The organism is Kitasatospora sp. A2-31 (assembly GCF_022288725.1).
GTDB lineage: Bacteria > Actinomycetota > Actinomycetes > Streptomycetales > Streptomycetaceae > Kitasatospora.
The window spans coordinates 17018-31024 of sequence record NZ_JAKNTA010000021.1 but is presented as its reverse complement, the minus strand read 5'-3'; the positions used below and the strand labels follow the sequence as shown (position 1 = coordinate 31024).

The 14007-nt window shown below is 74.2% G+C and carries 10 protein-coding genes; 8 read left to right on the top strand and 2 right to left on the bottom strand.

Going from position 1 to position 14007, the window contains the following annotated elements; all coding sequences use genetic code 11:
* Positions 1–184 precede the first annotated feature (184 nt).
* Entirely contained in the window at positions 185–913 is a 729-nt protein-coding gene (locus MCM47_RS35665) for a hypothetical protein (protein WP_238951167.1), read from the bottom strand.
* A gap of 762 nt (positions 914–1675) precedes the next feature.
* Between MCM47_RS35665 and MCM47_RS35660 the strand changes: the two genes are divergently transcribed.
* From MCM47_RS35660 to MCM47_RS35630, 7 genes are all read left to right on the top strand, one after another.
* Entirely contained in the window at positions 1676–3031 is a 1356-nt protein-coding gene (locus MCM47_RS35660) for an aminotransferase class I/II-fold pyridoxal phosphate-dependent enzyme (protein WP_238951166.1), read from the top strand.
* On the top strand, positions 3028–4632 hold the full coding sequence (locus MCM47_RS35655) for a carboxyl transferase domain-containing protein (protein WP_238951165.1): 1605 nt from the start codon (positions 3028–3030) through the stop codon (positions 4630–4632). The genes MCM47_RS35660 and MCM47_RS35655 overlap by 4 nt, the downstream gene beginning before the upstream one ends.
* Before the next feature lie 8 nt (positions 4633–4640).
* Positions 4641–6809, top strand: a complete 2169-nt coding sequence (locus MCM47_RS35650) for a biotin carboxylase N-terminal domain-containing protein (RefSeq protein WP_238951164.1) — start codon at positions 4641–4643, stop codon at positions 6807–6809.
* A gap of 285 nt (positions 6810–7094) precedes the next feature.
* The gene (locus MCM47_RS35645) at positions 7095–8342 is read left to right on the top strand and encodes an ATP-grasp domain-containing protein (RefSeq protein ID WP_238951163.1); all 1248 of its coding nucleotides are present in this window, start codon (positions 7095–7097) and stop codon (positions 8340–8342) included.
* The gene (locus MCM47_RS35640; protein WP_238951162.1) at positions 8339–9652 is read left to right on the top strand and encodes an MFS transporter; all 1314 of its coding nucleotides are present in this window, start codon (positions 8339–8341) and stop codon (positions 9650–9652) included. Before MCM47_RS35645 ends, MCM47_RS35640 begins: the two co-directional genes overlap by 4 nt.
* A gap of 321 nt (positions 9653–9973) precedes the next feature.
* Positions 9974–10792 carry a helix-turn-helix domain-containing protein gene (locus MCM47_RS35635; protein WP_238951161.1) on the top strand — a complete coding sequence of 273 codons (819 nt, stop codon included), beginning with the start codon at positions 9974–9976 and terminating at the stop codon, positions 10790–10792.
* Positions 10793–10891: 99 nt separating this feature from the next.
* Positions 10892–11152: a hypothetical protein gene (locus MCM47_RS35630; protein WP_238951160.1), complete on the top strand. Its 261-nt coding sequence runs from the start codon at positions 10892–10894 to the stop codon at positions 11150–11152.
* 23 nt (positions 11153–11175) lie between these two features.
* Here the strand turns inward: MCM47_RS35630 and MCM47_RS35625 are convergent, their stop codons facing one another.
* Positions 11176–12645 (bottom strand): GH1 family beta-glucosidase, encoded by a 1470-nt coding sequence (locus MCM47_RS35625; protein ID WP_238951203.1) that lies wholly within the window; start codon positions 12643–12645, stop codon positions 11176–11178.
* Positions 12646–12961: 316 nt separating this feature from the next.
* Here MCM47_RS35625 and MCM47_RS35620 point away from each other — a divergent pair, with 316 nt between their 5' ends.
* The gene (locus MCM47_RS35620) at positions 12962–13987 is read left to right on the top strand and encodes a LacI family DNA-binding transcriptional regulator (protein ID WP_238951159.1); all 1026 of its coding nucleotides are present in this window, start codon (positions 12962–12964) and stop codon (positions 13985–13987) included.
* The last annotated feature ends 20 nt before the right edge of the window (positions 13988–14007 follow it).

The window sequence follows — 14007 nt, the reverse complement described above, 5'->3', positions numbered from 1 at the left end:
GCCGTCGTGGGTGACGACCGTCGTCTCCAGGGGTGCCGTCCACGCCACCAGTCTCCCGTCGGGAACCGCTCGCCGCCCCGCACCACGACGACCGAGCCGTCGATCCGTCGGTGCCGCCGATCGGTTCGCTGCCGCCGATCCGTTCGCTGCCGCCGACCCGCCGACCCGCCGAGGCGGCGGAGCGTCAGCGGTGTGGCGTGCCGCCCACGGCGTCCTTCAGCGCGTCGATCCAGGTGCGGCGGTCCGGCGGGTAACGGCGGGCGGCGCGCTCCGCCCGGCGCGAGCCCGGCGGATAGCGCCAACGGGCCCACGGGGAGGACGGCTTGGCCAGGCGGACGGAGGCGACCACGGAGACCAGGGGGACGAGCAGCCCGATCACGCCGACGGCCGTCTTGCCCTTGAGGATCGCGCAGACGCAGAACGCGACGTTCACCAACATGAGCACGGCGAAGGCGAGGTGGTTGGCGGTGCCCGAGCCGACGTCGGAGAACGGGTTGAAGCCGGCGACCAGCAGCAGGCCGACCGCCACCGCCAGGAACGTCGCGTCGACCGACTTGCGGCCCTCGCTGCTCCAGTAGACGTCCTCCAGGTGCAGCCAGAGCGCGAACTCGTCGAGCGTCAGGGCGGCACCGGCGCCGAACATCACCGCCAGGACCTGTACGCCGGGACTGTCCGGCCGGTAGGCGAACTCGATCGCGCCCGACACCAGCATTCCGATGATGCCGTACACCTCGTGGTGCAGGTGGGTGCCGCCGACGCTCACGTCGCGGAACGGCCCGCGGCCCGCCCGGATCATCCTGGTGATGGCCCGGGTGCCCGCGAAGGTCAGGATGAACGCCCCGAGCATCCAGAGCCCGATTCCCTGGTTGGGCACGGTGATGACCACTTCGACCTCGACTGCGTCGTGCCGCACGGCCGCCCCGTTCCGTCAGCTTGGTGCGCGGGCACCGGGAGTGGGTCGCGAACTGGGCGGAGGGCAGGCAGCGCCGTCAGAGCGGCAGGCCGGTTGCCGGCGCCTCCTCCGCACTGCCGAGCGTAGGCCACTCCGCGGCGCGTCCGCGGCACCGACCCGCTCCCGGCGGTGCCGCGGCGCCCGAGGGTCAGGTGTGACGCGGGTCGTCGGAGGGACCGGGGTGCGTGTCCGCTCCTCCTCGTGATCGCGGCCGGCCGCCGCTTCGCCGCCCGCCCCGCCTTCGTCCGAGCGGCGTGCCCTGACGCCGATCCGACCCCGTCGCCGGAATATCCGCCCGGCCGCCGGACGTCAATGCCTGCCGACCGGCAAATAACTTCCGGTGCGACCGGCGCATGACGGTCTGTCCGGTTTTGCGAAGCGGCAAATAGTTTCCGGTTGACAGTCGCCCAGGTGTATTGAATTCTTTCAATCGCCGGGGCGAGCAGCTCCCCGGATTGTCGGGAGAGGCTCCGGGGCCGGTGCCGCCGACGGTTCAGGAATTCACCGGATCGAGGCCGGGACCGTTCTGCGCACCGCCGCCGATGCCCTCCCGCTCGGTCGACGTCGGCCTGCCCGGCCTGCTCGGGCATCGGTCCGGCCGTGGTTTCCGTACGTACTCTGGACGGTTCTGCGGGCACCTGCCGGTAGCCCGGAATTCGCGAATTCCGATCGGGCCGGCCAGCGGGCCCGGAATTTCCGTGCCGAAATAACAAGGAACGTGGCGTGCACTCATACATGAACATCAAGAAGTCCGCGCGGATCAGCCACGACTTCTGGGAGGTGACCGCCGGGGCCGGGATGTTCGACATCGTGGTGTCCGGCCTCGGTGACGGCCGGCACCGGGCGCTGGCGGACGGCCACGAGTTCGTGAACATGTCCTCGTACTCCTACCTCGGCCTGGACACCCACCCGCGGATCGTGCAGGCGGCCGCCGACGCGGTGCTCGCCGAGGGCGCGCTCAACAGTTCGACGTCCCGGATGCGGATCCGGTTCGGCTCGCTGCGCGAGGCGGAGACGGCGCTCTCGGAGCTGTTCGACGTCGAGGCCCTGACCGTGGCTTCCTGCGCGGCCGCCGCCTGGGCGAGCCTGCCGCTGCTCGCCTCCGGCCTGCTGACCGGCGACACCCCGCCGCTCATGGTCTTCGACAAGAACGCGCACTTCTGCCTGAACGCACTGAAGCCGGCCGTGGCCGACGAGGCCGAGATCGTCACCATCGCGCACAACGACGTGGACGCCCTGGAGGACCTCTGCCGCAAGCACCCGCAGGTCGCCTACGTCGCCGACGGCGTCTACAGCACCGGCGGCGCCGCGCCCATCCCCGAACTGCTGCGCCTGCAGGAGAAGTACGGGCTCTTCCTCTTCTTCGACGAGGCGCACGGCGTCTCCACGGTGGGCGAGCGCGGCCGCGGCGCGGTCCTGGAGGCGATGGCGGCGAACGGCGGGATGAACGACCGCACGCTGATCATCACCTCGCTCAACAAGGGCTTCGGCGCCTCGGGCGGGGCGATCTTCCTCGGCCCCAACGGCTCCCAGCGGCTCCGCGACACCGCGCTGCGCAACGGCGGTCCGCTGATGTGGTCGCAGCGGATCAACACCGCCGGGCTCGGGGCGATCCTGGCCTCCGCCGAGCTGCACCGCACCGCGGAGCTGAAGGAGCTTCAGCTGCGGCTCCAGGACAACGTCGCGCTCTTCGACTCCCTGGTGGAGACCTCGTTCAGCGGGGACGGCCTGCCGATCCGCTTCGTCGACATCGGCTCGGAGGAGGCCACCATCCGGCTCGCCGGCGAGCTGCTGCAGCGCGGCTACTACACCTCGCCGATCTTCTTCCCGGTGATCGGCCGAGGCAAGGCCGGCCTGCGGCTGATGCTGCGCGCCAACATGGCCGAGGCGGAGATCCGCGACTTCTGCGGAGCGCTCGCGGAGGGCCTGCGCGCGGAGGGTCTGAGCGTCAACAGCCCGAGCGTCAACAGCCCGAGCGTCAACAGCCCGAGCGTCAACAGCCCGGGCGCCGACGGCCCGAGCGCCGACGGCCCGAGCGCGCCGGTCCTGGCCGGCCCGACCCGGGGACAGGCACGATGACGGCCCTGCGCTCCCACGTCGACACCACTTCCGAGGCGTTCCGCCGCAACACCGAGGCCTTCGACGAGAAGCGGCAGACCATCGCCCGAGCCCGGGCCGCCGCCGTCGCCGGCGGCGACGAGCGCTCGCGCCGGCGCCACACCGAGCGCGGCAAGCTGACGGCCCGCCAGCGCGTCTACCAGCTGCTCGACCCGGGCACGCCGTTCATGGAGCTGGGCCAGCTCGCCGGGCACGAGGTCTACGACGAGCACGTGCCCTCGGCGGGCCTGGTCACCGGCATCGGCGTGGTGAGCGGCCGCCCCGCGGTGGTGTTCGCCAACGACGCCACCGTCAAGGGCGGCAGCTACTTCCCGCTGACCGTGGAGAAGCAGCTGCGTGCCCAGCTGGTGGCCCGGGAGAACGGCCTCCCGTGCATCTACCTGGTGGACTCCGGCGGGGTCTACCTGCCGCTGCAGGAGCACCTGTTCCCCGGCGAGCACCACCTCGGCCGGATGTTCCGGAACATCGCCGAGCTCTCCGCGCTCGGCCTGCCGCAGATCGCCGCGGTCATGGGCAGCTGCACGGCCGGCGGCGCGTACATCCCGTCGATGTGCGACGAGACGGTGATCGTGCGCGGCACCGGCACGGTCTTCCTCGGCGGCCCGCAACTGGTGCGGGCGGCCACCGGCGAGATGGTGGACGCCGAGACGCTGGGCGGCGCCGATCTGCACACCCGGGTCAGCGGGGTGGCCGACCACCTCGCGGAGAACGACGAGCACGCGCTGGCGATCGTCCGGGAGATCATGGCGCGCGACGCCCGCCCGGCGCCGGCTCCCCCGCCGCAGGCCCCGCGGCCGCCGCTGTACGACCCGGCCGAGCTGCCCGGCATCGTCAGCGCCAGCCTCCGCGAGCACATCCCCGCCCGGGACATCCTGGCCCGGCTGCTGGACGGCAGCGAGTTCACCGAGTACCGGGCGCGGTACGGCCCGACCATCGTCTGCGGCACCGGCCACATCGGCGGCTACCCGGTCGGGGTGCTGATCAACGACGGGGTGCTCTTCCCGGAGAGCGCCCAGAAGGCCGCCAACTTCATCGAGCTCTGCACCCAGCGCGACATCCCGCTGCTCTTCCTGCACAACATCAACGGCTTCATGGTCGGTGCCGAGTACGAGGCCGACGGCATCGCCAAGCACGGCGCCAAGCTGGTGAACGCGGTCTCCACCGCGAAGGTCCCCAAGTTCAGCCTGGTGATCGGCGGCAGCTACGGCGCGGGCAACCTCGCCATGTGCGGTCGCTCGATGGGCCCGCGGCTGATGGCGATGTGGCCGAGCGCCAAGTCCACCGTGGTCGGTGCCGAGCAGACCGCGACGGTGATGGCGCTGATCCGCGGCGACCAGCTGGCCAAGGAGGGCAAGGTCCTCTCCGCCGAGGAGGAGGAGTCGATCAAGCGCCCGATCATCGAGACCTACGAGCGCCAGTCCCACCCGCTCTACTACGCCGCCCGGATGTGGGTGGACGCCGTGGTGGACCCGACCGAGACCCGCGAATGGCTGGCGCTCTGCCTGGCCATGTCCGCCGACGCCCCCAAGCAGGAGACACGCTTCGGCGTGTTCAGGATGTGATGACGGAAATGATCAAGCGTGTCCTGATCGCCAACCGCGGCGAGATCGCCCGGCGGATCGCCCGCACCTGCCGCCGACTCGGCATCGAGTACGTCGCCGTGCACTCCGACGCCGACCGCCACTCCGCCCATCTGGCCGGTGCCGTCGAGCAGGTGCGGATCGGCCCCGCGGCGGCGGCCGACAGTTACCTGAACGTCGGTGCCCTGGTCGACGCCGCCGTGCGGACCGGCTGCGACGCCGTCCACCCCGGTTACGGGTTCCTCTCCGAGCACCCCGGCTTCGCCGCCGCGGTCGCCGGGGCCGGCCTGGTCTGGATCGGGCCGGACGCCGAGATGATCACCGCGATGGGCGACAAGGCGACCGCCCGGGCGCTGATGGCCGCCGCCGGCGTCCCCGTCCTCCCCGGCTCCGAGACCGCCACCGAATCGGCGGAGGAGATCCTCGCCGACGCCGAGCGGATCGGCTACCCGGTGATGCTCAAGCCCGTCGCCGGCGGGGGCGGCAAGGGCATGCGCGTCGTCCGCGCCGCCGCCGACCTGCCCGACGCGGTGGCCGAGGCCGTCCGCCTGGGTCGCAGCAGCTTCGGCGACGGGCGGCTGCTGGTCGAGCGGTACGTGGAGCACCCGCGCCACCTGGAGGTGCAGGTCTTCGGCGACCGGCACGGCGACGTGGTGCACCTCTACGAGCGGGAGTGCTCGCTGCAGCGGCGCCACCAGAAGATCGTCGAGGAGGCCCCGGCCGCCAACCTCTCCGCCACCGTCCGGGAGGAGCTGCTGGCGGCCGCCGTCCGCGGTGCCCGGTCGCTGGGCTACGTCAACGCCGGCACCTTCGAGTTCATCCTCGACGCCGAGGAGCGGTTCTACTTCCTGGAGGTCAACACCCGGCTGCAGGTCGAGCACCCGGTCACCGAGGAGATCACCGGGGTCGACCTCGTCGAGTGGCAGCTCCTGGTCGCCGACGGGCAGCGGCTGCCGCTCGCCCAGGACGAGATCACCGCCACCGGGCACGCCGTCGAGGTCCGCGTCTACGCCGAGGACCCGGCACACGGCTTCCGGCCCGCACCGGGCCGGGCGTCCGCCGTCCGCTGGCCGGCCGGGGTCCGGGTGGAGGCGGCGTTCGACGACACCTCCTCGGCGTACGGCGGCCCGCCCGCCGACGGTCCCTCGGCCGGCGGAGCCGAGCCCGTGGCCGGAACGCCGGCCCCGTTCCACGGCGGGGCGGCGCCGGCCTTCGGGACCGGAGCAGACGTCCCGCCGTTCTACGACCCGATGTTCGCCAAGCTGGTCGCCCGCGGCCCGGACCGCCCGGCCGCGCTGCGCCGACTGCTCGCCGCCGTCCGCGGCACCGCGCTGCCCGGTCTGACCACCAACCTCGGCTTCCTCGCCGAGCTGCTCCAGGCGCCGGCGGTGGTGGCGGGGCGGATGGACACCCATCTGGTCGACGCCCTCACCGCCGCCGCGGCGGCCCCCGCCGGGCTCGGGGACGCCGAGGCCGCCGCCCCGTCCCCGTCCGCGCCCGCGGGCCGCGGGGACCGTGTCCCGGCCGCGGCCGCCTGCGCGGCGGCCATGCAGCTGCCGCCCCTCGGGGAAGCCCCGGCCTCGCCGTGGCATGGCGCCGTCGGCCCGTTCGACCGGCTCCGGCTGGACCCGCTCGCCCCGCTCGGCCGGATCGTGCTGCGGCACGGCGGCCGGACGCTCGACGCCGGCCTGCTCGCCCGCCGCGGTGCCACCGTCGACGTCCAGGTGGAGGGCAGCCGGTTCACCGTCACCTCCGCGGCGGTGCCCGGCCACGCCGGGCTCGTCCAGGGCGCCGTGGGCGACGCCCACTGGACCGGCCTGCGCACCGCCACCGGCTGGGAGATCGCCGTCGACGGGCACCGGGTGGCACTCGCCGGGCAGAGCTTCGCCGCCGGAGCAGGCGGGGCCGCCGACACCACGGTGACCTCGCAGATGCCGGGCACGGTCGTCGGGCTGCTCTGCGAGGTCGGCGACCGGGTCGAGGAGGGGGACGCCCTCGTCATCGTCGAGGCGATGAAGATGGAGAACCGCATCCTCGCCCCCTTCTCCGGCGTCGTGACGGGGATCCGCTGCGCGGTGCGGGACCTCGTGGCCGCCGAGCAGGTCCTCGTCGAGCTCGACGGCGCACCGGAGGAGGCGGTGGCGGACCGGGCCGCCTGACCCGCCGCAGCGAGGTGCGCTCCGCCGGGCCGTCCCCCGGCGGGGCGCCCTCGTGGCCCGGCGTCCCCTCAGGCCCCGGTGCGGCCATCCCGCCTCCCGCGGTGCGGCCATCTCGCCTCCCGCGGTGCGGCCATCTCGCCTCCCGCGGTGGGGCGTCCCGCCTCCCGTCCCACCCGTCGTTCCCTCGGACCCCCGCCCTCCGCCCTCCGCCCTCCGGTTCGGACCCGCAGGCCGAGCCGCCGCTCAAACCCCACCCCACCCACCCCTGATGCAAGGAGCCCTCGAATGCCCGCAGATCCCACCCCCGCGAAGCTGCTACTGGTCGGCGGGGTCCGGGCGGTCCCGCTCGGCCTCGACATGGCGGAGCTCGCCCTGGACCAGGCCCACAGCCGGGGGCTCCGGACCCACCTGACCAACCAGGAGGCCGTCCTGGCCGCCACCCCGGCCGTCACCCGGCGCGCCGGCGCCGTCTCCGCGGTCGACTTCGCCCTCCCCGGCCAGAGCGCCGCCTGGGCCCGCACCCGGGCCGAGGCCGGCGAGCGCTTCGACGCCGTCCTGGCCCTCCAGGAGATGGCCCAGGTCGCCGCCGCCGAGACCGCCGACGCCCTTGGGCTGCCGGGGAACCCGCCGGAGGCCGTCCGCCGGGTGCGGACCAAGGACGCCTGCCGGGAGGCGCTCGCCGCCGCCGGGTTCCGCCAGCCCGCCGTCCGGCTCTGCGCCGACCCGGCCGAGGCCGAGGCCTTCCTCCGCGCCTCCACCGGCCCGTGGATCGTCAAGCCCCGCGACGCGATGGGGAGCACCGGCGTCAGCCGGATCACCGGCCCGGCCGACCTGCCGGCGGCCGTCGCGCTGCTGCCCGGCGAAGGGCCGTTCCTCGTCGAGGAGTTCGTCCAGGGCGCGGAGTACAGCGTGGAGGGACTGTTCCTCGAGGGCGCGCCGGTGGTCCTCGCGGTGACCGAGAAGGAGAAGGTGGAGCCGCCGTTCTTCGTCGAGGTCGGCCACATCCTGCCCGCCGAACTCCCCGAGGCGACACGTCAGGAGATCGAGCAGCAGGTCGCGCAGGCGCTCACCGTTCTGGGCCTGCGCTCCGGCGGCTTCCACGTCGAGCTCTGGCTCAGCCCGGACGGCGTGGTGCTGGGCGAGGTGCACGGGCGGTTCGGCGGCGACTGGATCCACCGGATGCTCGCCCACGCCGTCCCCGGCCTGGAGCTGTACGGCCTCATCTACGACGACCTGCTCGGGCGGCCCCTGCCGGACCGGGTCGCCCTGCGGCCCGTGCGGGCCGCCGCGGTCCGCTTCCTCACCCCGCCGCCCGGCCGGGTCGTCGCGATCGACGGCTGGGCCGAGGCCGCGGGACACCCCGACGTGCTCCTCGCCGACCTCGCCGTCGCGCCCGGCGACACCGTCCGGCCGCTGCGCACCTCCGGGAACCGGGTGGGCGCCCTCGTCGTCGGTGCCGACACGCCCGACCAGGCCCGCAAGCTCGCCCGCGAACTGGCCGACTCGGTCCGCTTCACCGTGGAGCCGGAGTGACCACCACCGCCACCCCGCCCCGGGCCGCCGGCCTGCTGGGGCGTCTGACCGCCACCCTGCTGCCCGCGTCCCGGCAGGGCCGGATCATGGCCGCGGGCACCACCGTCGACGCGGTCGCCAACGGCCTCTACCTGGCCACCGCGACGCTCTACTTCGTCCGCTACCTGGACATCACCGCGGTCGCCGTCGGCACCGCGATCGCCGCCGCCAACATCGTCGGCCTGCTCAGCCCGCTGGTCTTCGGCCCGCTGGCGGACCGGCTCGGCGCCCGGCCGGTGTACGTGGCGCTGACCCTGGTCCGGGGCGCCGGCTTCATCGGGTACGCGCTGGTCGGCAGCTACGCCGGCTACCTGGTCGTCACCTGTCTGATCATCGCCGCCGCCCGGGCCTGCTCACCGCTGCTCCAGGTGATCGTCGGCGAGTTCGAGGGAGCCGCCGAGCGGACGAGGACGATGGCCTCGCTGCGGGCCATCACCAACATCGGCCTCACCGCCGGCTTCCTGCTCGCCGCACTGGTGCAGGCCGCCCACTCCAGGGCCGCCTTCGTCGCGCTGTTCCTCTTCAACGCGGTGGCCTTCGCCGCGGTGGCCCTCGCCGTGGTGCGGGCCGGTCGGGTCGCCGGGGGCGCGGAGGCGCCCGGCGGGGACGCCGCAGCTCCGGCCGCGGAGGCGAACGCGGGTGCCGGGGGTGACGGGTCGCCCTACCGCGACCGGCGGTTCCTGCTGGTCACCGCCGCCAATGCCGTCCTGATGCTGCACGACTGCGTGCTCTTCATCCTGCTGCCGCTCTGGGTGGTGGAACGCGCCGGGCTGCCGGCCAGCGCCAGCTCGGGCCTGCTGGCGGTCAACACCGTGCTGACCGTGGTGCTCCAGCTGTCGGTGGCCCGGCTCGCCCAGGGGCTCGCCAAGGCGCTGCGGATGCTCCGGACCGCCTGCCTCTTCCTCGTCCTGGCCTGCGCGTTCTTCGCCTTCGCCGACGGCAGGGGCAGGGGGCTGGCGCTGGCCGCCGCGGTGGTCGCGGTCGTCCTGCTGACCGTGGGGGAGAACCTGCACGCGATCTCGCGCTGGGAGATCTCCTACGAGCTGTCGCCCCCGGCGGGCCGGTCCCGCTACCTGTCCCTCTTCAGCACGGGGATGAGCGCGCAGCTGATCGTCGGGCCGTTCCTGGCGACCGGCGTGCTGCTGCCGGCCGGGGCCGGCGGCTGGATCCTGCTCGCCGCCCTGTTCGCGGGCGCCACCGCCGTCACCGTGCTCGCGGCGCGCACCCCTGCAGGGCCCGAGGACACCCCCACGGAGGCGCTGACCGGCTGATGTCACTCTCCGTTGGTTGATTGCGTACAACCAGACAGGTAGAGTCGCCCCCGAGCGTGCCGGTGAGCACGCGGGCACACTCGGGGGTGGGAGACATGCTGCAGCACTTCGCAACGGCCGCCCCCGGCCTGCCCTTCCGATGTCGGTCGTCCCGCTGAACAAGCCGTTCAGAAGAGGGACTTGTCATCGTCGGCCGGGGTCGACCGCTCAGCGGTCCGCCCGTTCGGCGCCTCCGGTGTTCCGGTCTTCCGGGCTGCCCGGGATTCGACACGTCCCTCGGGACCCCACCGTCGAATGCAGGACACGGACCCGGAGTAGAGCATGGTGCTGCGCGAGGCACTGCACGTCCCCATCCCCCTCGACGACGAGGAGTCGGCCACCGCCGAACTCCCCGGGCTCGCCAGCCTGTTGCGCGACTGGCGCGGCCGCGCCGGGCAGAGACTCGGTCTGGGCAAGCCGCTCCCTCAGATGACCGTCGCCACCGGACTCGGCATGAGCGAGCGCTGGTACCGCGACCTGGAACGCGGCGGGACCGCCCGCTTCGATCCCCGCGTACTCGCCCTGCTCGCCGACGTGCTGCTGCTCGACGCCGACGAACGCGCGACCCTCTACCTCTACGCGATGGGCGGCACCCCGTCCGCCGGCCCGGAGCGGCCGGAGGACCTGCGCTCCCTCCAGGAGCTGGTCGACCGCCAGATGCCGCGGCCGGCCTACCTGTCCGACCGCGCCTGGAACATCGTCGGCCACAACGCCGCCGCGGCCGAGTGGTTCCCGTGGATGACCCGGCCCGGCGCCAACTTCGCCCGCTGGGCGCTCACCGACCCGGAGGCCCGCGAGCAGGTCCACGACTGGAACTGGGAGGCGCGGATGACCCTGGCGATGATCCGCTTCGCCCTCGCCCGCTACCCGGGCGACGAGTCACTGGTCGCCCTCCTCACCGACGTGCTGCGGGACCCGGTCTGCCGGCGGCTCTGGGCGGGGCGCGCCTGCGTGGTCGCCAACCGTGACGGCGGACGCTTCCGGCTGCGCCTGCCGCACATCGCGGCCGAACCCGTCGAGGCGATCGCCCAGGTCCTCAGCCCGGGCGGCCGGCCCGACCTCCACTTCGTCGTCCTGACCCGCCCGGACAGCCGCTGGTAGTCGCAGCGGCGAGCGGTTCGCCGATTTCCCGGCGCCGGCCGTCTCCGCCCGGGGAGAATGGGGGTCCGCGACGAGGGCCGAGGGGTGGTGGAACCGCGAGTGACCGACCGGCCCTGGCCCGCCCGCCTCTCCCCGCAGGCCGCGAAGGTCCTCGCCGCGCTGCCCCCGCACGGCCGGGAGACGGTTCGCGACGTCCTCGACATCGCCTCCCGCACTCCCTGGGGGTGGCCGGCGTGGGACACCACCGACCCCGAGGGCGAGGACCTGCGCACCGCCGCCATCGGCGCGCTCACCGTCGTCTACCTGGTCAACCGCCTCGCCGGGCGGCTGCACGTGATCGACATCGTGTGGCTCGGCTGACCGGCGCGACGGCCGGGGGCGGCTCACGGGTGGTCGCGCTCCGTGGGGCGGGCGGCACCCTCGGTCGGTGCGGCACCATCGGCCGGTGGTGCCGACGGCGGGTGCAGTTCGCCGCTGCGGGCCACCCGGGCGTACCAGCGGGCGCTGGCCTTGGGGGTGCGGGCCAGGGTGGCGTCGTCGACGCGGACCAGGCCGAAGCGCTTGTCGTAGCCGTACGCCCACTCGAAGTTGTCCAGCAGCGACCACGCGAAGTAGCCGCGCACGTCCGCGCCGTCGGCCAGGGCGCGGTGGGCGGCGGCCAGGTGGGCGTGGAGGTAGGCGGTGCGCTCCGGGTCGTCGACCGTGCCGTCCGCGCCGACCTCGTCCTCGTACGCCGCGCCGTTCTCGGTGATGATCAGGGGCAGGTCCGGATGGCGACGGGCGAGGTCGGTCAGCAGCTGGTGAAGGCCGGAGGGGTCGACGGCCCACCCCATCGCGGTCCGTGCGCCCGGCGCCGGGTGGAAGCCGACCCGGTCCGCGCCCGGCCAGGGCGAGGCCGTCCCGCCGCCGTGGCCGTCCTCGCGGGCGGGGGCGGTGCCATCGGCGCTCGCGGAGACGACGGTGGGCGTGTAGTAGTTGACGCCCAGCCAGTCCAGCGGCTGGTGGCTCTCCTTCTCGTCGTCGGCCCGGACGAAGGACCAGTCGGTGAGGTGGGCCGTGTCCGCCAGCAGGTCCTCGGGGTAGCCGCCGTTCAGCATCGGGCCGAGGAAGACCCGGTTGCCGACGGCGTCGATCCGGCGCACCGCGTCCCGGTCGGCGTCGGACGCGGTCAGCGGGCGCAGCACGTGCAGGTTGAGCGAGACGGACAGCTGCGCGTCGGCGGGCAGCACGCCGCGCAGCGCCGTGACGGCCAGGCCGTGGCCGAGGTTGAGGTGGTGGGCGGCGCGCAGGGCGGACACCGGGTCGGTACGGCCCGGCGCGTGGACGCCGGACCCGTAGCCGAGGAAGGCGCTGCACCAGGGCTCGTTGAGGGTGGTCCACTGGCCGATCCGGTCGCCGAGGGCCTCGCCCGTCAGCGCGGCGTACTCGGCGAACCGCTCGGCGGTGGTGCGCTCGGGCCAGCCGCCCGCCGACTCCAGCTCCTGCGGGAGGTCCCAGTGGTAGAGGGTGGCGACGGGGGTGATCCCGGCGGCGAGCAGCTCGTCGGCGAGGCGACGGTAGAAGTCCAGGCCGCGCTGGGAGGCCGGGCCGTGGCCGGTGGGCCGCACGCGCGGCCAGGAGACGGAGAAGCGGTAGGCGGTCAGCCCGAGTTCGGCCATCAGCCGGACGTCCTCGCGGAAGCGGTGGTAGTGGTCGACCGCGACCTCGCCGGTGTGGCCCCGGAACACTCTGCCCGGCGTGCGGCAGAAGGTGTCCCAGATCGAGGCGGTGCGGCCGTCCTCGGCGGCGGCGCCCTCGACCTGGTAGGCGGAGGTGGCCGAGCCCCAGAGGAAACCGGCCGGGAACCGGGGCAGCGGGGCGGACTGGCTCTGGGGGAGCGGGGCGGACCGGGCCTGGGGGAGCGGGTGGCCGGGGGGAAGGGGCACGGGCTGCTCCTGACGACGAGCGGACGGCACATGTGGGAGCGCTCCCACGCCACACGCGGAAGGTTCCTGCTGAGCTGATCCGCTGTCAAGGGATCTCACAGAACTGCCCTCCGTCGCCCCGTCGTCGGAATGCCGCCGCTACTTCCCGATCGCGGACATGCCGTGGCGGCGCCCAGTGCCGCTGATCTAGGATGCGCAGCCAAGCGGCGGAAGGCCGGCGACGGCGGCGGAAGGCGCGTGGGCGGTGAGCGGACGGCAGACCGGAAGACCGACCCTGGAGGAAGTCGCGGCCCTGGCCGGTGTCGGGCGCGGCACTGTGTCCCGGGTGATCAACGGTTCGGCGCGGGTGAGCGACCGGGCGAGGGAGGCGGTGGCCCGGGCCGTCGCGGAGCTCGGCTACGTGCCCGACCGGGCGGCCCGGGCCCTCGCCGGAAGCCGCACCGACGCGGTCGCACTGGTCGTCCCCGAGACCGAGGCGCGGCTCTTCGCGGAGCCGTACTTCCTGGACGTCATCCGTGGCGTGAGCGCCGAACTGGGCGCAGCGGACAAGCAGTTGCTGCTCACACTGATCCGCACCGAGCAGGAGCGGCAGCGCTTCGAGCAGTACCTCGCCGCCCAGCGGGTGGACGGCGTACTGCTGGTCTCGGTCCACCGGGACGACCCGCTGCCGGACCAGGTGCGCGCGCTGGGCCTGCCGGCCGTGCTCAACGGGCGCCGCTCGCCGCAGGAGCCGCTGGCGTACGTCGACACCGACAACGTGGGGGCCGGTCGCTCGGCCGTGGACCACCTGGCCGGGCGGGGCCGCTGCCGCATCGCCACCATCACCGGCCCGCTCGACATGGACGCCGCCCAGGGGCGGCTTTCCGGCTACCGTCAGGGGCTGGCGGCGGCCGGCCTGCCCGAGGACGAACGCCTCGTCGCCACCGGGGACTTCACGGAGGACGGCGGCCGCCGGGCGATGCGCGAGCTGCTGGCGCGCTGCCCCGACCTGGACGCGGTGTTCGCCGCCTCCGACCTGATGGCGGTGGGCGCCCTCGCCGTCCTGCGGGCCAGGGGCCTGGACGTACCCGGTGACGTCGCGTTGGTCGGCGTCGACGACTCACCGGTGGCCCGCCATCTCGACCCGCCGCTGACCACCGTGCGCCAGCCGATCGAGGAGATGGGCCGCAGGATGGCCGGGATCCTGCTGCGGCAGATCGCCGGCGAGGGCGGCGTGGAGCCGTCCCGTCTGGTGCTGCCGACCGAGCTGGTGGTGCGGAGGTCCTCCTGAGAGGACGCCCCTCCGGGGGA